Origin of the sequence: Paenibacillus sp. FSL W8-0187 (assembly GCF_037969755.1) — a bacterium.
Taxonomy (GTDB): Bacteria; Bacillota; Bacilli; order Paenibacillales; family Paenibacillaceae; genus Paenibacillus_AQ.
Genome location: NZ_CP150206.1, coordinates 3577359 through 3601266 on the forward strand (window position 1 = coordinate 3577359; position 23908 = coordinate 3601266).

16 protein-coding genes are annotated in these 23908 nt (G+C 48.4%); 12 read left to right on the forward strand and 4 right to left on the reverse strand.

Annotation, left to right across the window (positions count from 1 at the left end; genetic code table 11):
• Nucleotides 1-17: 17 nt before the first annotated feature.
• The 5 genes from MKY48_RS16080 to MKY48_RS16100 all read left to right on the forward strand — a co-directional run bounded on the left by MKY48_RS16080 (nt 18) and on the right by MKY48_RS16100 (nt 4473).
• On the forward strand, nt 18-1010 hold the full coding sequence (locus tag MKY48_RS16080; RefSeq protein WP_076323447.1) for an LLM class flavin-dependent oxidoreductase: 993 nt from the start codon (nt 18-20) through the stop codon (nt 1008-1010).
• Between the two features lie 138 nt (nt 1011-1148).
• Nucleotides 1149-1886: a DUF4184 family protein gene (locus MKY48_RS16085; RefSeq protein WP_339293410.1), complete on the forward strand. Its 738-nt coding sequence runs from the start codon at nt 1149-1151 to the stop codon at nt 1884-1886.
• 41 nt (nt 1887-1927) lie between these two features.
• A complete protein-coding gene (locus tag MKY48_RS16090) occupies nt 1928-2782 on the forward strand; it encodes a protein phosphatase 2C domain-containing protein (protein WP_339293411.1) in 855 nt (284 codons plus the stop codon).
• Nucleotides 2783-2964: 182 nt separating this feature from the next.
• Nucleotides 2965-4155 (forward strand): epoxide hydrolase, encoded by a 1191-nt coding sequence (locus MKY48_RS16095; protein WP_339293412.1) that lies wholly within the window; start codon nt 2965-2967, stop codon nt 4153-4155.
• Nucleotides 4156-4305: 150 nt separating this feature from the next.
• Entirely contained in the window at nt 4306-4473 is a 168-nt protein-coding gene (locus MKY48_RS16100; RefSeq protein WP_339273272.1) for a hypothetical protein, read from the forward strand.
• A gap of 145 nt (nt 4474-4618) precedes the next feature.
• Here MKY48_RS16100 and MKY48_RS16105 read toward each other — a convergent pair whose 3' ends face one another.
• From MKY48_RS16105 to MKY48_RS16120, 4 genes are all read right to left on the reverse strand, one after another.
• The gene (locus MKY48_RS16105) at nt 4619-5851 is read right to left on the reverse strand and encodes a Ger(x)C family spore germination protein (protein WP_339293413.1); all 1233 of its coding nucleotides are present in this window, start codon (nt 5849-5851) and stop codon (nt 4619-4621) included.
• Nucleotides 5820-7349 (reverse strand): spore germination protein, encoded by a 1530-nt coding sequence (locus tag MKY48_RS16110; protein WP_339293414.1) that lies wholly within the window; start codon nt 7347-7349, stop codon nt 5820-5822. The genes MKY48_RS16105 and MKY48_RS16110 overlap by 32 nt, the downstream gene beginning before the upstream one ends.
• A 3-nt stretch (nt 7350-7352) precedes the next feature.
• Entirely contained in the window at nt 7353-8438 is a 1086-nt protein-coding gene (locus MKY48_RS16115) for an endospore germination permease (protein WP_339293415.1), read from the reverse strand.
• Between the two features lie 643 nt (nt 8439-9081).
• Nucleotides 9082-11136 carry a GxGYxYP domain-containing protein gene (locus MKY48_RS16120; RefSeq protein WP_339293416.1) on the reverse strand — a complete coding sequence of 685 codons (2055 nt, stop codon included), beginning with the start codon at nt 11134-11136 and terminating at the stop codon, nt 9082-9084.
• A gap of 316 nt (nt 11137-11452) precedes the next feature.
• Between MKY48_RS16120 and MKY48_RS16125 the strand changes: the two genes are divergently transcribed.
• From MKY48_RS16125 to MKY48_RS16155, 7 genes are all read left to right on the forward strand, one after another.
• Entirely contained in the window at nt 11453-12601 is a 1149-nt protein-coding gene (locus tag MKY48_RS16125; RefSeq protein WP_339293417.1) for a GntR family transcriptional regulator, read from the forward strand.
• A gap of 164 nt (nt 12602-12765) precedes the next feature.
• On the forward strand, nt 12766-15000 hold the full coding sequence (locus MKY48_RS16130) for a hypothetical protein (protein WP_339293418.1): 2235 nt from the start codon (nt 12766-12768) through the stop codon (nt 14998-15000).
• Nucleotides 15001-15024: 24 nt separating this feature from the next.
• Nucleotides 15025-18096: a glycoside hydrolase family 38 C-terminal domain-containing protein gene (locus tag MKY48_RS16135; protein WP_339293419.1), complete on the forward strand. Its 3072-nt coding sequence runs from the start codon at nt 15025-15027 to the stop codon at nt 18094-18096.
• Nucleotides 18097-18143: 47 nt separating this feature from the next.
• Nucleotides 18144-19070, forward strand: a complete 927-nt coding sequence (locus MKY48_RS16140; RefSeq protein ID WP_098744568.1) for an ABC transporter permease subunit — start codon at nt 18144-18146, stop codon at nt 19068-19070.
• Between the two features lie 12 nt (nt 19071-19082).
• Nucleotides 19083-19979 carry a carbohydrate ABC transporter permease gene (locus tag MKY48_RS16145; protein WP_098744571.1) on the forward strand — a complete coding sequence of 299 codons (897 nt, stop codon included), beginning with the start codon at nt 19083-19085 and terminating at the stop codon, nt 19977-19979.
• 72 nt (nt 19980-20051) lie between these two features.
• On the forward strand, nt 20052-21710 hold the full coding sequence (locus MKY48_RS16150) for an extracellular solute-binding protein (RefSeq protein WP_339293420.1): 1659 nt from the start codon (nt 20052-20054) through the stop codon (nt 21708-21710).
• Between the two features lie 171 nt (nt 21711-21881).
• Complete coding sequence (locus MKY48_RS16155) at nt 21882-23894, forward strand: DUF4965 domain-containing protein (RefSeq protein WP_339293421.1); 2013 nt, start codon at nt 21882-21884, stop codon at nt 23892-23894.
• Nucleotides 23895-23908: the final 14 nt, after the last annotated feature.

A 23908-nucleotide genomic window follows, 5' to 3' on the forward strand; every position in this document is an offset into this window, starting at 1 on the left:
GGAAGGGATGAAATTTCATGAGACTAAGCGTATTGGATCAGGCACCCGTAACAAGCGGCAACACAGCGGAAGGCGCCTTGAAAAAAGCGGAAGAACTGGCTATTCTGGCAGATGAATTGGGATACAGCCGAATGTGGATGGCCGAGCATCATGGGGGAAATACGTTTGCCAGCTCCGCACCCGAAGTGACGGCAGCCCGGCTTGCGGCAAAAACCGATCGGATTCGCATTGGTACCGGCGGCGTCATGATGATGCATTATTCTCCCCTAAAACTCGCGGAAGTGTTTAAGACGTTAAGCGCTTTTACTCCGGGCAGGATTGATTTCGGTGTAGGACGAGCGCCAGGCGGTGATACAAGTGCGATGTACGCTTTGTCTGAAGGGCGGCAGCTGATGCTTCATAACATGTATGATAAGCTGGCCGTAACCATGCAGCTCCTTCGTGATGAGGTCCCGGAAGATGAGCTGTATGCTAAAAACGCCGCTGCTCCAACCGAAGTTGCCCTGCCGGAAGTGTGGCTGCTCGGTTCCAGCGGCAACAGTGCCTTAAAAGCGGCTCAGATGGGGGTCGGGTACTCCTTCGCGCAATTCTTTAACGGAGCGATGAGCAACGAGATATTAGATCATTACCGCGATAACTACCAACCATCCATATTCATGGAAAAGCCTGAGATTAACGTATCCTATATGGTGACAACGGCCGAAACGAAGGAAGAAGCTGAGTATGAAGCGCTGCCGCAGGATATTTTCCGATTGATGATGAGCAAGGGCCGGATTACGCAGGTGCTGACGCCCGAAGAAGCTCAGAATGTGTCCTTAACGGAAATCGACCGGATGGCTATTCAGGAAGGCCGCAAGATTCATCTTGTGGGAGCGGTAAAGGATATCGCGGCACGCTTACAGGAAGAGCAAGCGCACTACGGATTCCAGGAAGCGATGATATGCAGCATTCCGCATTCGCAGGAAAAGCGGCTGGAGGTTTATCGCCTGCTTGCACGCGAGCTGCTTTAATTCAATAAAGGGGAAGGGATAGGCAAATGCCTGTCCCTTTTTATAAAGGTGAAATTATCTTCATCCCTTACGAGAGCGAATCTGTTAGAATAGTAAGAAATTAGCTATTGCCATCGTTCGCAGCAGTTAGGAGATCTTATGCCGTTTACATTCGCTCATCCCGTCATCACGATGCCTTGGTGGAAGAAGAAATCGCTGCCGGTGTCAGCCCTCATTATTGGCTGCATGGCACCGGATTTTGAATATTTCATCCGATTTCGAGCTGCTGGCTTATGGAGCCACGAGGGTCCTGGAATCTTGCTGTTCAATCTTCCCATGATCTTGTTCCTGTATGTTATATTCGAGGCAGTGATAAGATCCGTTCTATTCGCATATTTGCCTTCCGGGTTCCCCTACCGCTGGAATCGGGAAGGGAAGCTGCCGGCCTCTCTTAAGGGTTGGCTTACCGTACTTCTCGTCGGATTGGTAGGTGTTGGCACACATCTCCAATGGGATCAGTTTACGCACAAGGGCGCCTGGATCGTCAATCAGATTCCCTTCCTCACCCAATTGATACATATCGGCCCCGTACAAATTCCGGTGTATAAATTATGTCAGCATGGTAGTAGTCTGTTTGGGTTGATCCTGATCTTATGCTGGATTCATCGCCACTTGTATGTAGCATCAACGCAAAGAGATCATTCGTATCCGGTTCTACCTTTTTGGTGTGTATTTGTGGTGATCTATATTCTGGTTATGCTCATGGCCATGAAAACGGTTGTTGATGGTGAAGGGATGACGTTTGTATTACAGCTTGTCGTTCCGGCCATCAGCAGCTTCATGCTTGCAATACTTGTAACGTGTCTTGTCTTTTGGCAGGCTGCAAGGGGCAGATAGCAAATCTAGTAAATCGAATAGGAATCGACAGGAGGATCGTTATGTTAACCGTTGAGCAATTCACGCATAGGGGAATCAACTTTTTAAATGAAGATGCACTTGTCATAAATGAGCGGGTCTCATTGTATGGCGTGTTAGATGGGGTTTCATCTATCGTCCCATACCTCAGCGACAAGAAGGAAACCGGAGGATACATCGCTGCTCAAACCGTGAAGAACTACTTCGAATCACTGGACCGAGTTGAACAGCTTACGGAGCATGTTGCGGCAGCGAACCAAAAGCTAAGAGAACTTATGCTGCAAGCCAATATCAACATGGAGAAAAAAGACGGGCTTTGGGGTACTGCTCTTGCTCTTGTACGAATTCAAGAGGATCGCGTGGAATTTATACAGACAGGCGACTGCATGATTCTTGCCGTATACCAAGATGGGGAGGTTCGCCCGTTAACCTGGAGACAAGTCGCTCATTTAGAATCTCCGGCGATCGCAAAATGGGAGGAGGGCGTGAGTAAGAAATTGTCCAATCAAAAAGACCTCCACGGGACGGTGATTGATATCATCAGGGAGAATCGCTTTCAGAGTAACATAAATGGGGGTTATGGAGTACTGAACGGGGAGGCCCATGCCGTTCACTTTCTCGAATGCGGAAAGATCAACAGGTCACGATTAAAGCACGTAATTTTGTTAACGGATGGTTTATTCTGGCCTGAGAGCGATGTACCGAGTGATCGATTCTATTGGGATTATATCGCGCAGCGGATCCTCGAAAAGGGCGTTGAGCAGTATGCACTTGAATTACTAGAGATCGAAGAGGCTGACCCTGAGTGCTTAACATATGCAAGATTCAAAAAATCCGATGACAAAACAGGCATGGTGCTTCACTTTAACAACCCATAGTTGGTCAATCGATAAAAACATTAATTACCTACCAGAACCCGTGTATATCACGGGTTGTTTTTTTATTGCGGGATAATGGGGCACCCTCACCATATGAGAGATCTTTTTAGGAAACACTGACACATTGTCGTCAGTGTTTTGCTTTTATCATGAAGTAAAACTCGAGAGCGAGGTAAAAATTTATGACTAATGATCGAGCTGATATCAAGTACCAGGGTTCTGAAACTTCCGTGCGTCCCTTCCACATACACGTACGTCAAAAGGACATTGACGATTTGCAGACTCGTATTGCCCAAACTCGGTGGCCTTCCCAATTACCTGGAGGTGGTTGGAATCGGGGCATTCCTGCCCTATACCTTAAAGAGCTGGTGGAATACTGGCAGAATGAATATGACTGGCGTAAGCATGAGCAAAAACTCAATGCATTTCCGCAGTTTATAACGGACATTGAGGGTCAGCAGATCCACTTTCTTCATGTACGATCTCCCGAGCCCCATGCCCTACCGTTGATCATGACGCATAGTTGGCCAAATTCCATTGTTGAATTCATGAATATCATTGGACCATTATCCAATCCAAGAGCATACGGTGGAGATCCAAGCATGGCGTTCCATATCGTGGCACCTTCACTTCCAGGGTTCGCCTTTTCCACTTTTCCGGAGCCGGTAGATGAGACACCGTGGAGCATCCAACGCGTTGCCCGAGTTTGGGCCGAATTGATGCGCAGGCTCGGTTATGATCGTTACGGTGCCCATGGCAATGATGCTGGTGCACTAGTTTCCCCCGAACTGGCTATCCTTGACGCTGAGCATATGATTGGTGTTCATATTACAGGAGGGCTAGGTATCCCAATGGGAGATCCGAGCGAATTGGACGGGCTCCGTGAGGAGGAAATGGCCGAAATCTCCCATCTAACCGAGCTGTTTGCGGGAGGGAGTGGTTATGCACCTTATCTGACCAACCGGCCGCAAACACTAAGTTATGGGCTTCTTGACTCACCGGTGGCAGGACTTGCTTACCTTGTTGAGCGGTTTAAAGAATTTGACGGATGGCCCAACAACACGGAAGAGATTCCTCAAGAACCGATCCATAAAGATCTGCTGCTCACTAACGCAGGCGTTTATTGGTTCACGCAGACAGCTGCTTCCTCGTCCTGGACCTATTATGAAGGAGCAGCTGGGATGCCAACAAATCAGATGAAAGTACCGACAGGGGTTTCCCATGGGGGAGGTTCTGTATTCCGGCGTATTGCTGAAACCAAGAACAACATTATCCACTGGTCGAATCGAGAGAGTGGCAGTCATATGGTTGCCATGGCAGACCCGGAATCACTTATAGAGCATATAAGAGCATTTTTCAGCAAACTTTGCTGATCTTCTGTGATCAATTGAAGATAGTAATCGAAAAACTGGAGCAAACTTACCATTAGAACCAGAATACGATATAAGCGTACTTTGCCTAACAACATTTTCATGTCCAATTCATATTTTATGGTAATGGCATGGAAGCGGGAGGTATGTAGTATGGGCCAAGGAACGCAAAGAAAACGCAGACAAGGAAATTCGAAAAAAGCGACGGTTAAACAATTGGCGTTTATTGCAGCCATTTTAATATTGATTGCCTCAGCTATAGGCCTCTACGTTGCGTATGATGATTTGTTCGAGGAAGACGGCGTTGAAGTTGTCGTATAACTAAATGGGTTTAAATAAACCAATCTCCATAAACGTTTATTTATCTTTCATATATATGACATATCGAATTTACGCTTCAATATGAAGGCAGCCGTTCTGATCATTAGAACAGGCTGCCTTTGTCATGGATTCTTTTATAGCTGAATTAGGAGTTTGGTTCGTTTTTGGATGTTGGGGTATTCGGACCCTTTTGATGAGGCAGCAACTTCATGCCGGCATGCTCCAGATGGACTTTTACTTGAACCGATTCCAGAGCGCCTGGATCAATCGGTTGGGAAGACGACTGATATGTTTTTTTCCAAAGTCGGGAATCTTTCTTAAAAAAAAGGTGCTCCAAGCTGAATAGGTCCGTTTTTGAAGCAACCCCGTTTTTAAACGTAGTTAGAATTTCCTCCCGCACTTCCGCTGCTGCCTGTATTTCGATTTCAGCCTTGGTCATGTCATCGAGAGCTTCATCCACGCTTCCATTTAACTTCAGATGAACGCGGTATTTGGGCATGCCGTTAACAATAACTAATTCTTTGCGAACTTTGGGATTTGTTAATACCACGACCCCTGCATATTCGCCGCGCTTATTCGTGATCAGGATGTGAGATCGTTTCGTATCGGTTTCCAGCCAACGCAAGCCTGTGAGTTTATCATTGGTGAATAATCCATTCGATACCCCTTTAGATATAGCAAATACTCCGTTAATCACCAATTTCGGATTATCTTTTTGGTTTAAGCTCCAGGTCTTTTTATCAACCGACAGATTAGGAAGCAACACCGTGCTGGCTGGTTCTGTAATCAGCGCCATGAAATCGAAATATCGAATCGGTACGATATAGGATCTTTGTTTAAACTCCTCAGTTGGTTCATGAGCTAACGTATTCAATTGGGAGAGGTTGAAAAACGCAGGGACAGTAAACAATTGATCGATGGAGTCTTTTGTACCATATACCCAAGGTGTCATACGAACCTCCTGATACCGTCCGATGGTATCCAGTTTGGTTAGGACATTTGATTTCAGCACGTTCTCACTAAGTAGAATACAGGAAATATGGCTCCAACTGGTTCGTTCCTGTAAGGTATCGTATAGGGCGTTTACCGCCATGTCCAATGTTTTACCCTTTGTTTTCGAAGTCCACACTTGGGATGGCTTTTCCGCCTTTCCGGTTTCGGTTTTGGCTACGGATGTAAAATCCATCATTTGGGTGTAAACAATAAAGTTCCCGTCCTCTTGATCGATTCCGATAGCTGTGATGTAATTCATGTCTTGTATTTCCTTGATGTCCCAGCAACCCGTTAACAGATTTAGAATTACCATTAACAATATTAATTTTATGATTCTGACGCAGGTTCTCATCTCATGTAGGTTCCCTTTCCTTAGATGTTTCATCTATCGTCTGAAGCATTTCCGGTCGTTTTTTGTCGAAAGCCCATGGTTTTTTTAAGAGGGAGCTCAACAGATCCTTGTAGGTTAATGGTGATAGGGGAGCTAGATACGGAAGACCGAAGGATTCCAATACAGAGAGGTAGGCAATGAGACTTAATATTCCAATGAAGAATCCGAGCATGCCTAGCAAGGAAGACCATACCAGCACATATAGACGAATAATGCTGACCGTCCCGCTTAGTGTTTGATTGACTAATGTAAAAGTCGCAACTGCGGTTGTTGCAGATACAACCAGCATGGTGGGTGACGTAAGTCCCGCGCGGATGGCAGCATCGCCGATAATCAGACCGCCCAGGACAGCAATGGTTTGACCGACTGCTTTGGGCAGCCTGATCCCAGCCTCCCTGAATAATTCGAACATGCCCAGCATTAATAAGATCTCCATTGGCGCGGAAAGCGGAAGCCCGAATCTGGAGACGGTGACGGTCGCAAGAAGGAGAAAGGGAAGCTGATCCATGTTGTAGCATGTCAAGGCAACCCAAAATCCCGGGAGCATAATGGCAAGAGATAGACCTAACAACCTGAGAAGTCGCTCAAAGATTACAAAGTGGTAAGGGAAATAAGAATCTTCTGGTGTTTTTAATAATTCCAGTAAGTTGCATGGTGCAATCAATGCCATTGGCGATCCATCCACAAGAATGGTAAAACGTCCTCTAAGCAAGCACTCCACGACAAAATCCGGCCTGCCAATGTAGTCCATAAGTGGAAACAGGGACAGGGTAGAATCGGAAAGCGCCTCCTCCAGTTGACCGCTGGTTACCAGAGCATCGACTTTGATCCCTTTTAAACGCTCTTTAGCCTCGTCAACAATCTCCGGGCGTATAATATCGGAAACATACAGAAGTGCTACTCTGGTCTGACTGCGATCGCCGATGATCATTTGTTCATTGTGGAGTGTGGCCGTGCGAAGTCGTTTTCGAACAAGTGCCACGTTCATGTTTAAATCCTCCGTAAAAGCGTCTCGCGCCCCTTTGATAGCCACCTCCGTATTGGATTCCTCAGGTTGTCTATTCGGACGCGCGGCGAGATCGATGGAATAAAAGCATTTTTCTGTTAAAAAAAATAGTATCATTCGTCCTGCAAACAGAAACTTTACGACATCGGCAGGCTGTTTAATTTTGCTCCATTCCATCGATTTATCCAGTTCTCTGGCTAACGGCTCCCAATCATTGAAGTGTTCCAGTTTTTCTTCCAGATCTGGCAGCACATATTGGGTCATCACCTTGGAATCAACCATGCCTTCGCTGTACAGCAGCAATACGGGAATAGCATCTTCATGCTTTCCCGGGAAAGATTTGATGACGACATCCGCAGAATTGGCAAACATGGAACGCAGGGATTCCTCATCCAACGTGTCAGATGCGGGCTCACGGTCCACATTAAACCTGGTTTGTTTCGATTTTCGGCGGAACATACCGTTTCGAGGTCTGTGATTTGTCATCTTTTATCCTCCGTTTGTTTTAGGTTTAAATGCTACTGCAATCGCAATGAAAAGCGTCAGCACGGAAAGAAAGCCTAAGAATGCCAGCGAGTATTTGCCCAGAACGAATAACTCGATCTGTCTATCGATTACCGGAATTAAGGAAAAGACAGACAATGCGACACCCACTCCTAATAAATACCAAAGGCGCTGTTTTGGTTTTTTAAAGGAAATTCCGTCCGCCATGATAAACAGGAACAGAGAAATACGAATTAATGTGCCCGATATCCATTGGTACAAAGCCAGAAAATCAACATGCGTTATATATTTGGTAATGGTGACCAGCATCCACTGTTCGTATGCGGGATAGCGGGATTCCATGGCGGGAACAGGTCCGAATGCGGCGATAGCTCCCATCAATGGTCCCAGCGTGAGTCCGCCCAGAAGAATAGATAATATGACAATCGAGAGGTAGTTCATCTTTCGTTTCATGTGATGCTGAAGAAAGATCAGCACGATCATCTCCATAAACCCGCCGCCGGCTACGATCATGCTTTTGAGCATAGGCGTGTATCCTTCCACGAGTAGGGGCGTCAACAATGAATAGTCCTTATATTGAAGATTCGACACAGCTACAAAATGTCCCAACACCCATACAATGGGAAGCAGGATTCCGGATATGATGGCTATCGAGCGAATACCGTTATTTGCCACATATACGCACAACAGGATAAGGGTGAGCGAGACGACCGTTTTGGGCGTTCTCGGCAAGTAGGTGACATGAATCCAGGTCGCCGTTTCTCTTAATATCACCATGGACATCCAAAAAAAGTAGAGTGTTATTATGCTGGCGAATATCCAACCCATGACCGGACCAAAAGAATCTTTGAACCAGGCGATTATAGACTGTTGGTGTGTTCGCTTCATGATAAAAAACAAAATGTAAACCCAGCCGATATGAAGGATCGTGGTCATCAGGGTGCCCATCCATGCATCGCGGCCTGCGGTTTGCAGAAGAAGAGGGATCAGGATTACGTGATTGGTTATCCCCAAGGATAACAGCATGATGAAATATACATCGATCAAGGATATCTTTTTGGTTGTGGCCATTATACTACTCTCCATATGAGGGAATACATGCTAATTCGATACAGTGAGTATTCTCCATTATCCGCATTTTATGTATGAGGTGAAGAAGTACAACCATCCTGTATGTGGCTGCGAACAGAATGGGGAGGGGATATCAGGTCATTAATTACTTACTAAGTTGGGACCGGGAATGCGAATCGGTTTCATGGAAAAGTCGGATCGCCTGTCGAATGGATGTGGTTTTTGCGATTACCCAAGAAATAATCAGGGGAAATCATCTGTCTGTTAAATAGCGAAACATCGAAAATCGGGTTGGCAATGTGTGGAGTGGGGGGAGCCGTTCTGGTTTTTAGAGGATGCATGGAGAACATGAAGTCGTGGGTTTTTACTGCTCTAAGAAAATGATTTCTATCCTGTAACCATACCGTTGACCTCAATTATTTAATGTAATTAATTAAAATGATTAATCACATTAAATATAATCAATGAATGGCGAATGTATCGTCAATTAATGACGTTAATTAAATATATTTAATATCATTAACTATTGTCTCCAAAGCCCGTAACCAAGGGTTGGGGCAGTAGTTCTATTGCATAACAAAAGCATCGCAGATCCAATTATAATCGGACCTGCGATGCCCTTAAACTTGTTTAACGGGAATGATCATTTCTTGATTGGCAAGTTGTAGCTTTCGCGAATAAAGGAGAAATAATGATCGGCGCGAACGACTTTGAAATCTGCCCCGAGCTGTTCGGTCAGGGCCAGCGCATCGGATGGAGTCATACTCCATGCTAACATACCGAGCGAGACGAACAACGGTGACTTACCATCCCAATTCGCTTTGGCTTCATTGAGCACCTGCAATCCGTCTTGAACGGTGCTGATCCCGCGGATCGTAGACACGGGCAGGCTGTCGCCGATAATTTCAACTCCGTATTTGTCTTCATAACTAATAAATAACCCAGGTACGTTATATTCCTCCTCATAAGCTTTTGCTTTATCCGGTGACAACGGCACATTCTCGCTATCAACTCGGTTCAGTACATAAGGGATTGTCATTCCTGTCTTTCTCATATACTTCTCGGTTTGCTGCAAAAACGCCCGGAAGCTTGCATCAGGCCATGGACTCGGATAGAAGTAACCGGCACCGGAAGGCCCGGCAATAAGCAAATCATTCTCCGTTGCCGTGTTTTGATAGTAATTCAATATGGCAGGGGCACCTTCATAGAGCAGTGGGCTTGAAGTCCAGTTTATCGGAACCTTGCCTCTGGCCGGGTCATCCCACATGACGCGCATGCGATGCTGGTTATATTGAAAGTTGTCGCCTTCCGTAAAGGTGTATGTTACGTAAATTTTGTTCTCAAGCGCCGGCCGAGGAGGCGTTTTCGCCAGCTTGAAATCCGGCTTGGTTCCCGAGAAGACCGTCAGATTGCTGAACCAATCGGCTGCAAGCACATAGACGCCGTAACGGGAGGCAATCTCGACCGAGCTGAACTCACCTTCCACATCATTGCTGAACCAGCCGAGGTAAGGGGTGCCCGGCTTCACATCGGACATAATTTTCTCGAAGAGCGCCTTTTGCTCAGGTACATTGGAATCGAGCCAGAATACCATCGCTTTATTGGCGACGGCGTAATCTCTTAAATAGCCATAGGGTTCCTGCTGCTCGGCAGAGGGAGGACGGATATTCCCTGCCGAAACCTTGTACTGGTTCCACATATCGACTTCAGCGGTCAGTTTCTGAGTTCCCGCAGGCGGAGTGAATTCATACACAAAATAACTGCCGTTATCGGCAAAGCGGTGACCGCCTTGGCCTTCACTGAACTTCGAGTTTTGCCGATCATAGAGATAAGACTCTTCTTCAGGAGTTCCTGCAATGAATCTCGCTATCTCTTTGTCGTCAGCCTTGACCGTAACTTCATGTACTGCGGGTCCCCAACCATCCTGGGTGAAAGCATCATCAAAGCGCAGATAAACCGCTGATTCTCCCAAGAGCGAGGAGAGGTCGAGGTTATAAGTGTCACGGTTGCTTGCATCCCGCACCTGTTGCTTCTCTTCGGCAATTGTCACGAACGATTCAGGCATTCCGGAAGGAATACGAATCGCTGTATCCGGATCCAGCCCGATCAGCATCTGATGAGTCGTCTGCTTCCACAGATGCTCATATTGCCAGGTGTAAGCATCAAGCCGGTTATTGAATTTGCCGCGAAGATCGTCTAGGATCTTCAAATTATGCGGGGCTTTGGACAATTGGGCGGCCAGATCCGGACTGGCAACGACCGCATTCTTCAAACCTGCAAGCGTGGTGGCGACATTAATCGTATCAGGAACTTTTGGATCATATACAATCATGCCTTTAACCTCGCTCCGATAAGCGGAGAACACGTCCCAATAATCTTCATGAAGCGTGTAAGGCACCTTTATATCCGTAAGCCAGGTTAATTTCCCTTCTTCCTGGGATTCAATCAAATAGATTCGGGGCTCTTCCCTGTTAACGATTCCCTGCAAAGTACCTAACAACAATTTAATGTCACCTGGCGCATTATAAATATCTGCGACATCCAGCTGCTTAGGCTTCTTGAAGTTTGGCAGTTCGCGGTTCTTGGAGCCGTTAGGTTGCACTGACTGTGCATTCGTTCCCGAAGCGTAAGCTGCGCCGGTCGTTAATGAAAAAGCGCATAGGATAGCTAAACAGAGAATCGTGACTCTACGAGCCATGGCGAATTCACTCCTTGTTATGGTCTATGGTCAGAAATGGAAACGTGTGTATCCGTAAACATCGATCCTCCTTTTGCGGCCCAATAGCCGTCAACACTACGCTTATCAACACATATTTAATATATTCAAAAATGTTTTTACAAGTAGTTCGACAAAACTTCCTATAATTCTTGAAAATCAGGCAATTTAAACGTAGGTATATCAAGGGTTTGTCGTAATGGGCTGTTGATCGACTCATGCTTGTTTATTGCGCTTGTATGTGTAAGGATATATTATATATTTCAAATATCATGAATGAATTGGTGATGTGATTAGAATGAGTGCAAACGATCGAATTCCGTTGTATCAGCAAATCCAGGACTATATCCGACACGTCATAGCAGCAGAAAATATGAAGCCAGGTGACCGCATTCCGACAGAAAAGGAGCTGATGGATCAGTTTCATGTCAGTAAAATAACCGTTGCCAATGCCCTAACCGGATTAGCGAATGAGAAATTGATTGCCCGTGTGCCGGGCAAAGGCAGTTTTGTAGCAGAGGAGGCTGACTTCTCACCTGCTGGCCAGTCATCGACAACGCTGCTTAGGGGAAGAGACGGGAAGGTGGCCACGGGCATGATTGGCGTGATTATGCCCACCATCCATGATTATTTCGCGATCAGACTCATTGAGGGAATCCAAGAGGCGTTGAATCACGAAGGTTATCGCAGCATGATCATGTTGACCGATGGCAAGCTGGAGAAAGAAAAGGATGCCATCAAAGAGCTGAAGGCTCTCGGAGCCGAAGGGATGTTGATTTTCCCGGTCGACGAGGAGAACTACAACGAAGAAATACTGGGCATGAAGCTATCCGGTTTTCCTTTTGTGCTGATCGATCGGTATTTACCTGGGGTGGAGACCCACTATATTGCCGCCGATGGAAGGCGGGGCACGAGACTTGCCGTTGAACATCTATGGGAGCTTGGACACCGGGACATTGCCATATGCTCGGATTCTCCCCTTCAAACCGTCACGGTTCAGGAGCGGATCGAAGGTTACATTGATGCTTTAAAAGACAAAGGCGCATTAATCAATCCGGCGCATATGATTACGGATTTCAAACCGCTGAGCGTGCTCAAGGATGCCGAAGCTCATCCACTGTACCGGTATATCCGAAACCGCATGGTTACCGCCTATATTTCGCTGAATGGGAGATTGGGCGTACAAATCTATCAAATGGCCAAGCAAGCGGGGCTTAACGTGCCGGAAGACGTTTCGATCGTCAGCTTCGACGATCCGACTTCCATCGTGGAGGAATTCAGCATATTTACCCATGTGAAGCAGTTTGAATGGGATATGGGATATCAAGCAGCCGGAAAACTGCTCGAAGTATTGCGCGGTCATGGAGAAGTGAAGAGCTACAGCAAATTGCTGATTGAGCCTGAGCTTGTGATCCGCCAAACGTCGAGTCATGTTCCACAAACTTAATATTTACGCTAAGGAAAAGCCTTTTCCGTTAACTAACGGAGAAGGCTTTTTTAATTCTCTTTAAAAAACATATTGAATATATTGATATTATATATTATATTCTAGAAAATGATGGCTAACCAAGAAGCAAAAGTACATCTAACCTGAGCAGGGAGGTTTAGAACGTGCCAAAAGACCGCAGAGAAGAGCGAACCGGGTTTCAGGAATCGGCTCCGTATCATCCCGACTATGATCTTCAGACTGACTTTGTGATGGTCTACGGAATTGATGAAACGATGCCGGAGCGCATTCAGAAATGGAAGGAAAAAGGATATATCGTCCATTTGATGACAGGAGTCGCATGGGGGACATACAACAACTACCTGGACGGAGAGGTTGACGGCTTATCACATTGGGATGAAGCGCAGACCGATCGTCATGGTGAGATGATCCTGCATGGGAAACGACCGGTTATTCCATACATGGTGCCAACGATTTCCTTTGGCCGATATCTAGCGGATCGAATACGCATCGCGGTTGATGCGGGTGTAGAGGCCATCCATCTGGAGGAGCCCGAATTCTGGGTGAATGGCGGATATTCGGAAGCGTTTAAGCGGGAATGGCTTCTATATTACAAAGAGCCATGGATTCCGCCACACGCTTCACCTGACGCACAATACCGAGCTTCTAAATTGAAAGCGCATTTATACACACGCGTGCTGAACCGGTTATGTGCAGAGATGAAGGAATACGCGCTAACTCGTTACGGCCGAGTCCTTCGCTTTTACGTTCCGACCCATAGTTTGATCAATTATACGCAGTGGCGAATTGTCAGCCCGCAATCCGGCCTCGTTGAGCTTCCATCCATTGACGGGTACATTGCACAGATCTGGACGGGGACATCAAGGACGCCGAACGTGTATGAAGGGCAACGCAAGGAACGGACGTTTGAAACCGCTTACCTCGAATATGGCGTGATGCAGGAGCTGGTTCGCGGAACCGACAGACGCATGTGGTTTTTGCATGATCCGATCGAGGATAACCCGAACCACACTTGGGCGGATTACAAACAGAACTACTTAAAGACCGTTGTCGCCTCACTGCTGCATCCCGGAGTTGCCCATTACGAAGTTTCACCCTGGCCACGAAGAGTCTTTCAAGGAACTTATCCATCCGAAGATGGCTCCGGTAAGGAGTCCATCCCGTCTGACTATGCAACGACGCTGCTCCAGGTCATGCATACGCTGGGCAACATGGACCAGGAAGTGATCGAATCGGCAGAAGATGACTTGCAAGTTGGCGTTCTGATTGCCGACTCCGCGATGTTTCAGCGGATGAAGCCGGAACCACAAGCGCCCGATGCCGGTAAATACGACGGTACGGACCCTGAAGGATTTCAGGCGGAAGGGGATACAGAGCTTCTTGATTTCTCCCCTTTTTACGGTCTGTCGCTCCCGCTGCTGAAACATGGATTACCGGTTCGTCCGCTTCAGCTGGATAATGTAAGGCGGTATCCGGGTTATTTGGATCCTTACCGCGTGCTGGTTCTAAGCTATGAATTCATCAAACCGGAGTATCCGGACATTCATAATGCTCTTGCCCAGTGGGTGCAGGATGGCGGGGCGTTGATTTATGTTGGCGATGATAGCGACCCGTATCATGGCATTCGTTCATGGTGGAACAATGACCACAAGGATAACCTGTTTGGCCCGAAGTATAACTCGCCGCGGGAGCATCTGTTTGAGCAGCTTGGTCTGAAGGAGAAAGCGGACGGTATCCATCAGGCAGGAAAAGGCGTCGTGTGCTGGTTAGATCAACATCCAACTGACCTCACCCTATCCAAAGCAGGGGCAGACCAGCTGCGGCACGCCGTTCAAGCCACGCTGGAAGCACTTCACGGCGCAGAACGACCGTTGAATTCCAAACATTATTTCAAGCTCAAGCGCGGCCCTTATCTGATCGCTTCGGTTCTGGAGGAATCGATTACCGATGAGCCGTTGAACATCTCAGGTCCGATCGTGAACTTGTTCGATTCGAAGCTATCCGTTCTGGATCAGGTTACGTTAAGTCCAGGGCAACAAGCGCTGCTCTATGATGTTGAGGCTGGACGTCCTTCGGACGGCAAGGTATCCGTCATTGCTGCTTCCTCCCGAATCGAGGAGCTTGCCCAGACGGAATCAGGCTTCCGATTCATTGCTAGAGGGCCGTCCAATCTGCAGGCAAGCGCGAGATTGTATTGCCCAATAGAGCCGATATCTGTCCAGTACGTTATTCAGGATCAAGTCGTAACTGCTGGGTGGGTATGGGATCCGCAGTCGCTAACCGTGCTGCTGCAGTATGAACATGGGGGCGCGAACCATGCAGAGATCCAGGTTGATTGGAAGCCAGCGAAACTCATACCTGAACCTGCAGCCGATTGATGCAATTGAGAGGAGCAAATCATCATGCCATACGAACCGATAAGGCCGGAACGATTAAAACAAATGTTAAACCATCTTCGGGAAGCGATATATGAGCCAGTTGCCGAGTTGGAAGTGACTGCATGGGTTACGCCCGAGCCCGTATCGTTCATGGATCGAATGAAGGGCACGCAAATGACGCTTGTCCATGGCAAGCGATGGGGGAGCCTGTGGGACTGTGCCTGGTTCCGATTTACCGGCAGCCTTCCGGAAAATAGTCGTAAGAAAGACCTCGTTCTCTTACTCGACATCAACGGCGAGTTGTGCCTGGTGGATCCGGAAGGATCGCCGGTCCAGGGATTGACTACCGTGAATTCGGAATTCGATTTTTCATTAGGACTCCCCGGCAAGCGTGTTGTCCAGCTTCATGACATGTACCTGAGCGGATCTGACATTGAAGTATGGGCAGATGCGGGCAATAACGATCTCTTCGGCAAATATCAGGGAGGAACCTTGAAAGAGGCTGTCATCGCGAACTGCCGGGAAGATATTCGAGGCCTTTATTACGATGTCGAAGTGCTCTTGGAAGCTGCCGAGCAGCTCCATGCTGGAACCGCGCGCAAAGAAAGAATCTATCAGGCGCTCTATGACGTTTCATTGCAGCTTACGGATTTCTCGCCGGAACTGGTGAATCAAGTGAAGAAGCAATTGGATAAACAATTAAGCTTGCAGGGGGGCGATCCGGTCTTAACGATCAGCGCGGTGGGTCATGCGCATATCGATTTGGCTTGGTTGTGGCCGATCCGCGAAACGATCCGGAAAGGCGCCAGAACGTTCTCTACCGCGCTTCGCATGATGGAACGCTATCCGGAGTATGTATTCGGCGCAAGCCAGCCCCAGCTATACGACTGGATGAAGTTGCATTATCCCGCGTTATATGAACAGATCAAGGAGCGGGTACGTGAGGGCAGATGGGAACCGCAAGGTGCCATGTGGGTGGAGTCGGATACCAATGTGCCGGGCGGTGAATCCCTGGTACGCCAGATCCTGTACGGTAAGCGATATTTTCAGCAGGAATTCGGCTTGGAGATGAAATCGCTCTGGATGCCGGACGTATTCGGTTACTCCGCAAGCCTGCCACAGCTGCTCAAGAAGTCGAGCGTGGATTATATGATGACCCAGAAGCTTTCCTGGAGCGAGTATAACCGGCACCCTCACCATTCCTTTCTGTGGGAAGGGATTGATGGCTCCGCTGTATTAACGCATATGCCGCCTGAAGATACATACAACAGCCCGGCAGCCCCTCGTTCCATCGCCAAAGCGGAGCGGGAATATTTAGATAAAAATGTATCCAGCCATGCCCTGATGCTCTTCGGCATTGGAGACGGCGGTGGGGGTCCTGGTGAAGAGCATTTGGAGCGGCTGGCACGCGAGAAGAACCTGCTCGGTCTGTCCCCTGTCATACAGGAGCCCTCGTGGAAGTTCTTTGAGCGATTAAATGAAGAACGCGAGTCGTTCCAGACATGGCGCGGTGAGCTTTATCTGGAAAAGCATCAAGGCACCCTGACCAGTCAGGCGCGAAGCAAGCGGTACAACCGGAAGATGGAGAAAGCGCTGCGTGAGTTGGAGTTCGCTTCCGTGCTGGCTGCCCAGTTAGGCAGGACATACCCGTCCGAGACGCTGGAGACGATCTGGAAAGAAGTCCTGCTGTATCAGTTCCACGACATTCTTCCGGGCTCTTCAATAAAGCGGGTATACGATGAGTCGTTAGTGCGGTATGAAGAGCTGCTATCCCAAACGGAAGCGATGATTGCCGATACCTATCGCTATTTGGCAGAACACATTTCACACGATGCCGAAGCTTCTCCCGGGACGGTCGTTTTCAATTCGCTGCCTTGGGAACGCCGGGAGTGGCTGCACGCGAATGGACAATGGCATAACGTGTTGGTTCCATCGATGGGCTACATCATCATATCAGATGTCGACGATCCTGGAACCGAAGATGAAGTGGCATCTGGCATTGAAATGCTTCTAGAAAAACCGGAAGCGGAATTAGACATTACAGTTTCGGAACGAACCCTGGAGAACGATAAATTGATCGTGAAATTTGATCAAAACGGAGGCATTCTATCGATCTTGGATAAGGCGGTAGCTCGTGAAGTCATTCAGCAAGGCCAATCGGGTAACGATCTTCGTGTGTATCATGACGAAGGAGATGCATGGGATTTCCGTCATGACTATTCAGCGAATCCGGGCAAGCCGTTAAATCTCCTTCATATTCAAGAGCTGCGGGACGGACCGCGAAACGGGCTGGTTTTCGAATACGCTTATGGTGAATCTACGCTGACGCAGACCGTTGTACTGACGGAGGGAAGCCGTCGCATCGATTTCGAGACGGCCGTCGATTGGAGAGAGAATGGCAAGATGCTAAGAACCTCGTTCCCGGTCAATATACGCACGGATCAGGTTCAATGCGAGATTCAGTTCGGCAGCTTGAGCAGGCCGACTCACCGCAATACGATGTGGGATTTTGCGAAGGACGAGATTTGTGCTCATCAATGGGTTGACTTATCGGAGCCGGATTATGGTGTCGCGCTGCTCAATGATTGCAAATATGGCCATCGGGCGATCCATAACGTGCTGGATCTGCATTTGCTCCGCAGCAGCTCTTATCCGGATCCGGATGCGGACCGAGCGGCGCACCGATTCACATATTCGTTATATCCGCATCAAGGGAACCATGTGCAGGCCGAAATCTATCGACGAGGCAATGAGCTGAATATCCCGCTTCGTATGGTATCCTTGCCTTCCATGCCTAATCAAGAGACAGGAGAGCTACCGCCATCTCAAGCATTTCTGAGACCGGATCATGCGAACATTATGGTGGAATCCGTCAAGAAAGCCGAGGATGGCGACGACATCATGGTTCGTCTGTACGAAACTTCGGGAACACATGCGGGCACGACACTCCATTTCGGATTTGAAGTGGTCGAAGCCTGGACTACGGATCTGATGGAAAACATCCTTACCGCACTGCCGATTGACAAAACATCCAACACAATTGCGCTTTCCTTCACGCCGTTTGAAATCATCACGCTGCGTTTGAGATTCCGTTAATGTAACCGGGGCGGTCAATCCGCCCCACTGAAAGGAGAGGTGGGAATGTGAGCAAGTCACGATTAACAAACAACCGATTCATGAAACGAATCTGGCAGCACAAGCTCTTTTACTTGTTCATGCTGCCAGGCATCGTCTGGTTTTTTCTGTTCTCTTACGTGCCCTTATACGGAATTCAAGTTGCTTTCAGGGACTATACCTTCGTTGGCGGATTTACCGGGAGTCCCTGGGCGGGATTTAAGTATTTTGAACAATTCTTCAATTACTATCAGTCTGGTGACATCATTCGCAACACAGTCATCATCAGTCTCATGAAGCTGCTGATCGGATTTCCGATGCCGATCGTTCTTGCGCTCCTGTTAAATGAAGTGCGAAAGATGAAATTCAAGAAGACGATTCAGACTCTTTCTTATTTACCTTATTTCGTATCCTGGATTGTGGTTGTCACGCTCATGCAGCGTTTACTGACTCCATATGGCGGTCCGGTCAATGACTTGCTGGGGTCATTTGGAGCTGAATCGATTCAGTTCCTGAACAACCCTACCTGGTTCTATCAGATGATTGTCGGGTCTGACATCTGGAAGAACATCGGCTGGAATTCGATTATCTTCATGGCCGCCATTGCGGGTATCGATCAGCAGCTTTACGAAGCTGCCAAGATAGATGGCGCAGGACGTTTCAAGCAGATGTGGCATGTGACACTTCCAGGTATCCGCAATGTCGCCATCATCTTATTTATTCTCGCCGTAGGGAATCTGATGAGCGCCGGGTATGAACAGCTGCTTCTCCTGAATGGACCTGCAACTGCCAGCATGGGCAGCGTACTGGACGTGCATGCCATCAATTCAGGTATCCGGGAAGGTCGTCTCAGTTACGCCGCTGCGGTCGGGCTATTCCAAAGCATCATCGGGCTCATCCTGGTTCTGACCGTTAATCGCATCGCCCGCAAAGTCAGTGATGTATCCCTGTTCTAAGGAGGTGACGTTATGAAACGTAAATGGTCTTTATTCTCGGTGTTCAATTATACCGTTCTCGCTATCATCGGATTTTCCATGATCTATCCATTTATTTACATTTTGGCGTATTCCCTTAACGACGGAAAGGATTCGATGATGGGGGCGATTTATTTTTTGCCCCGTAAATTCACGCTGGAGAACTACGCGCAGGTATTCGATAATGCCCGCATCTGGAAGGCGTACCAAATTACGCTCATGCGCACCGTGCTGGGGACATTCCTGCATGTTGTGCTGAGTACGCTCATGGCCTATGCACTTTCCAAAAAGACATTGCCGGGCCGCTCTTTTTTCACCTTTTACATCTTTTTGCCGACGATTTTCAGTGCCGGGTTCATTCCGTTCTTCATCACGCTGCAAAAACTGCATCTGATCAACAGCTTCTGGGTGTATGTTCTGCCGATGCTGTTCAATTTCATGCACATCGTCATTATCCGAACCTTTCTGCAAGGCATACCCGAAGAATTGGAAGAGTCTGCTCGCATTGACGGGTATGGCGATTTTCAAATCTTCGTGCGGATTATACTGCCGCTATCGGGACCGGTGCTTGCCACCATCTCCCTGTTCATCGGGGTGGCCCATTGGAATGATTGGTTCTCAGGTGCTTACTACGTATCCAACAAAGACTTGATCCCGGTGCAGACCCTCTTGCAAGAAATGCTGACGGAAGCTGAGGCACTGTCCAATTCGATGCAGCGAGCCGCGCAGCAGGGCGGGCAGACAATTGGCGGAACCAGCGGCGCCGGCGCAACTCCGGAATCACTCCGGATGGCCTTGCTTGTCATTACGGTCTTTCCTATCTTGTGCATTTATCCGTTCTTACAACGATATTTCGTAAAGGGGGTTATGATCGGTTCGGTTAAAGGTTAGGTCATCCTGACCCGGAATTTGTCTAAAGCTTTACCAAGATCATTGATATCCATATTCCAGGAGGCGATAGGTTTGAAGAGGATTTGGTCGAAAGGCGTATCCGCATTGCTCGTGTCCATCATGGTTGGAGGTTTGCTGATCAGCTGCACGAATTCATCAGGGAACGGAGATAACGGAGAAGGGGCAGAAGGAGAGAATTCATACAAACTCAAAATACTGCACAATTGGAATGGTTCAAACGGTTCGGATGCCATGACGCCCGTGGAGGAAGTCATCAAGGAGAAAACCGGCGTTACTCTCGAATGGGAATATACGAAAGGCAGTGAGACGGAGAAGGTAAACCAGATCTTCGCCACGCAGGATTTGCCGGATATTTATACAGGGCCAGCCTGGGGCGGAGAATTGGATGGCATCATTAAGGCAGCTAAAGAGGGACAATTGGTGGATATATCGGACAAGCTAAAGGATTATCCGAACCTGTCCAAATCCATCGCGGAAGAAAATGTGCCGCCGGCATTATATGAGAAAGCGATTGATGCTTACGACGGCAAAAAATATTTGCTGCTGCAAAATCAGCCGGCCACAAACGAAGACGGCATGGATTGGCTCTATGGCTTCTACGTGCGCAAAGACATCGCCGAGAAAGTTGGCGTCGATCCGCAATCCGTTGTCACGAAGGACGATTTCTACAACTTCCTCAAAAAAATCAAGGATGCCAACCTGCAAGAGAACGGCCAGCCGGTCTTTCCGCTGGGCGGTTTCAGTAACGGCTGGGCTGTTGGCATCGGCAACACCATGTTCTACTCGGGTGCAAGCTATGTAGACAAGGGCGATGGCACGGTTGAGCGTGACTTTTTTACTAAAGGCTATGAAGAATACACCCTGTTCTATCGGAAGCTGGTTGAAGAAGGGCTGCTGGACCCGGAAGCCTTTACCCAGACAGACCCGATCGCCAAGGAGAAAATCAACCAAGGCCGCATCGCCATCCTCGCCGCACACTATCCGGCCATTCTGGATGCCTCCAAGGAGTATGCCACTTCGCATCCTGGAAGCGAGTACATTCCTCTAGGCCCATTGGAGCGCGCTGACGTCGAGCCGGACAGACCGGTTGATCTCGGAATCCAAGGCAACAACGTGACGGCGATCACGAAGAACTGTAAAGGCGCTTGCGTTGACGCAGCGCTGAAGTTTCTGGACTTCATGGCCTCGGACGAAGGCTTCATGCTGGCCAGATATGGAGTTCAGGGCGTTCACTGGGACATGAAAGATGGCAAGCCGGTTGCCAACCAGGAATGGTTTGACAAATTCAGCACGGACACCAACATGAAGCTGCGTAAGAACGAAGGCATCAGCATCGGCCTGGAATCACTAACGGGTCTTGATCGCATCAATTCGGTAGCTGGGGGAGACATCTGGGCCGAACAGGAACGGCTTGACGCCATGGAGAATGCCCGCAAAATCCTCCGACCGAACGGCATTCACGTGATTACCGCCTATAACCCGGGCGATGTTATCACGAAGGCGCCGGAATGGGAAATGCTGAAGCCATCGATGGATCGAATGGGGGATGCCTGGAAGGAAGCGGTATTCGCCAAATCGGATGAAGCGGCGATGAGCATCATTAACGAACTACGAGAACAGCTCCGCAAGACCGGATATGAGAAAGCGATGCAGTTCACGAACGAAAATCTGAAGGGGAAAGATGTGGTAACCGTTCAGATGCCGAACTGATGACTTCCATCATCAAGGGAGCCCTGTAATACGAAAGGTTTCGCAGCACCTTGGCAACCAAGGGGGCGGAGCCTTTTGTGCTCTCCTTGCTTTAGTTTCTAAAGTTTCCAAACCGCAAGGAGATGGAAGGGATTATCAAGAATTAACAAAACATGAAGGAGTTGAAGTTGAATGACAACAAAATTCAGACCTCCATCCGTTCCGCTGGTGACCGTAGATCCTTATTTCAGCGTATGGTCGGCTGCGGATCATCTCTACGATGATCATACCCGTCATTGGACGAACAAGATCCAAGGCATGGTCGGCCTTGCGATCATCGATGGCATGCCTAGACGATTTATGGGGAAGGCAGCAATAGCGGATTCAACAGACTGTCCCGAGCTCGAAATTCTTCAACAAACCGATCTGACAGTTGAACCGGTAACCACCCGTTATACGTTTCAAGGGGAAGGCATTGAGCTTCAAGTTAAGTTCACCACGCCTTTATTACTGGATGATCTTGATCTGTTATCCCGGCCTGTAACCTATGTGACTATTCAGGTTCGTTCGATGGATGGGCGTGAACATGATGTAAAGATCTACTTCGATGTCACAGGCGAGTGGTGCGTGCATACACCGGATCAGCAAGTGACCTGGGAGCATCGCGTAATCGATGGACAATTGAATATGATGTCAATGGGTACTGTCGAACAGCCCATCCTGCAGCGTGCCGGAGATGATACTCGAATCGATTGGGGGTATATGGTTCTGGCGGTTCCCCGTACGGAACGGATTCAGACGGTGATTCATTCTGTAACGAACCGGGAGTCGTATGTCAGATCCGGTCTGTTACCGTCCGAAGACGATTCGGAGAAGCCGAGGGCCGTATCCAATCATACTCCTGTTATGGCAGTCGAAATCGATCTAGGCCAGGTACGAGAAGAATGGGTATCCGAGTATCTGATGCTTGCGTATGACGATATTCATGCCATCGAATATTTTAACCAGCCGCTGGATGCTTACTGGAAGCGAAACGGATTGACGTTCCATGGCATGCTGTTACAGGCCGCCGCCCAATATGAAGACATCATGCAGTTATGCGAGAGCTTCAATCGCGAGCTGATGGCGGAGAGCCTTGCCGCAGGCGGCGAACAATACCGGGATATCTTGGCATTGACGTATCGACAGGCGATAGCCGCGCATAAATTAGTTGCAGATGAAGCGGGGCATGTGTTGTTTTTTTCCAAGGAGAATTTCAGTAACGGATGCATCGCTACGGTCGATGTCAGTTACCCGTCGATTCCGCTGTTCTTAAGATACAATCCTGAACTGGTCAAGGGTATGATGCGCCCGATTTATAAGTATGCCAAGAGCCCTGATTGGCCGTTTGACTTTGCGCCTCATGACGTGGGAACGTACCCTAAAGCTAACGGTCAGGTGTATGGCGAGAATAAGCTGGAATACCAGATGCCGATTGAGGAATGCGGGAATATGCTCTTGATGGCTGCCGCGGTGTGCAAGTATGAAGGGAGTACGGATTTTGCCCGGGAGCACTGGGAACCTCTTACCGCATGGGCGGGGTATTTACTGCAGCATGGACTCGATCCGGAAAATCAGTTGTGCACGGATGATTTCGCCGGACATTTGGCGCATAATGCGAATTTGTCCATTAAAGCGATTCTGGGCATTGCTGCGTATTCGTACATGTGTGACCAACTGGGCTTGCAGGAAGGAGCCTCTTATCTTGCAGCCGCACGAAATATGGCGAATGAGTGGATGTCCATGGCCGATGCAGGAGACCATTATAAACTTACGTTTGACAGTGCCAACGATTCCTGGAGCATGAAATACAATCTGGTATGGGATTGTCTGCTGGAATTAAACCTGTTTCCAAAAGAAGTTGCAGCTCAAGAGCTGGAATATTATAAGCAGAAACAAAATCGTTACGGTCTTCCGCTGGATAGCCGTGATACGTATACAAAAGCGGATTGGCTCGTATGGTGTGCCTCCATGAGTGCTACCCAATCCCAGTTTGAAGCCATGATTGCGCCCTTATGGGATTTCATGAATGAAACCGCTGCTCGCGTTCCGGTGACCGATTGGTATGACACGATGAGCGGAAAGCAGATGAATTTCCAGAACCGCTCCGTCGTCGGTGGATTTTTCATCCAATTGCTGATGTCCCGGTCTGGATTAAATTCGTGAAAAGACAGGTGATG

Excerpts from the sequence above, each read along its gene's own strand:
- MKY48_RS16080 (WP_076323447.1), top strand. The coding sequence starts at position 18 with ATGAGACTAAGCGTATTGGATCAGGCACCCGTAACAAGCGGCAACACA.
- MKY48_RS16085 (WP_339293410.1), top strand. The coding sequence starts at position 1,149 with ATGCCGTTTACATTCGCTCATCCCGTCATCACGATGCCTTGGTGGAAG.
- MKY48_RS16090 (WP_339293411.1), top strand. The coding sequence starts at position 1,928 with ATGTTAACCGTTGAGCAATTCACGCATAGGGGAATCAACTTTTTAAAT.
- MKY48_RS16095 (WP_339293412.1), top strand. The coding sequence starts at position 2,965 with ATGACTAATGATCGAGCTGATATCAAGTACCAGGGTTCTGAAACTTCC.
- MKY48_RS16100 (WP_339273272.1), top strand. The coding sequence starts at position 4,306 with ATGGGCCAAGGAACGCAAAGAAAACGCAGACAAGGAAATTCGAAAAAA.
- MKY48_RS16105 (WP_339293413.1), bottom strand. The coding sequence starts at position 5,851 with ATGAAACATCTAAGGAAAGGGAACCTACATGAGATGAGAACCTGCGTC.
- MKY48_RS16110 (WP_339293414.1), bottom strand. The coding sequence starts at position 7,349 with ATGACAAATCACAGACCTCGAAACGGTATGTTCCGCCGAAAATCGAAA.
- MKY48_RS16115 (WP_339293415.1), bottom strand. The coding sequence starts at position 8,438 with ATGGCCACAACCAAAAAGATATCCTTGATCGATGTATATTTCATCATG.
- MKY48_RS16120 (WP_339293416.1), bottom strand. The coding sequence starts at position 11,136 with ATGGCTCGTAGAGTCACGATTCTCTGTTTAGCTATCCTATGCGCTTTT.
- MKY48_RS16125 (WP_339293417.1), top strand. The coding sequence starts at position 11,453 with ATGAGTGCAAACGATCGAATTCCGTTGTATCAGCAAATCCAGGACTAT.
- MKY48_RS16135 (WP_339293419.1), top strand. The coding sequence starts at position 15,025 with ATGCCATACGAACCGATAAGGCCGGAACGATTAAAACAAATGTTAAAC.
- MKY48_RS16145 (WP_098744571.1), top strand. The coding sequence starts at position 19,083 with ATGAAACGTAAATGGTCTTTATTCTCGGTGTTCAATTATACCGTTCTC.
- MKY48_RS16155 (WP_339293421.1), top strand. The coding sequence starts at position 21,882 with ATGACAACAAAATTCAGACCTCCATCCGTTCCGCTGGTGACCGTAGAT.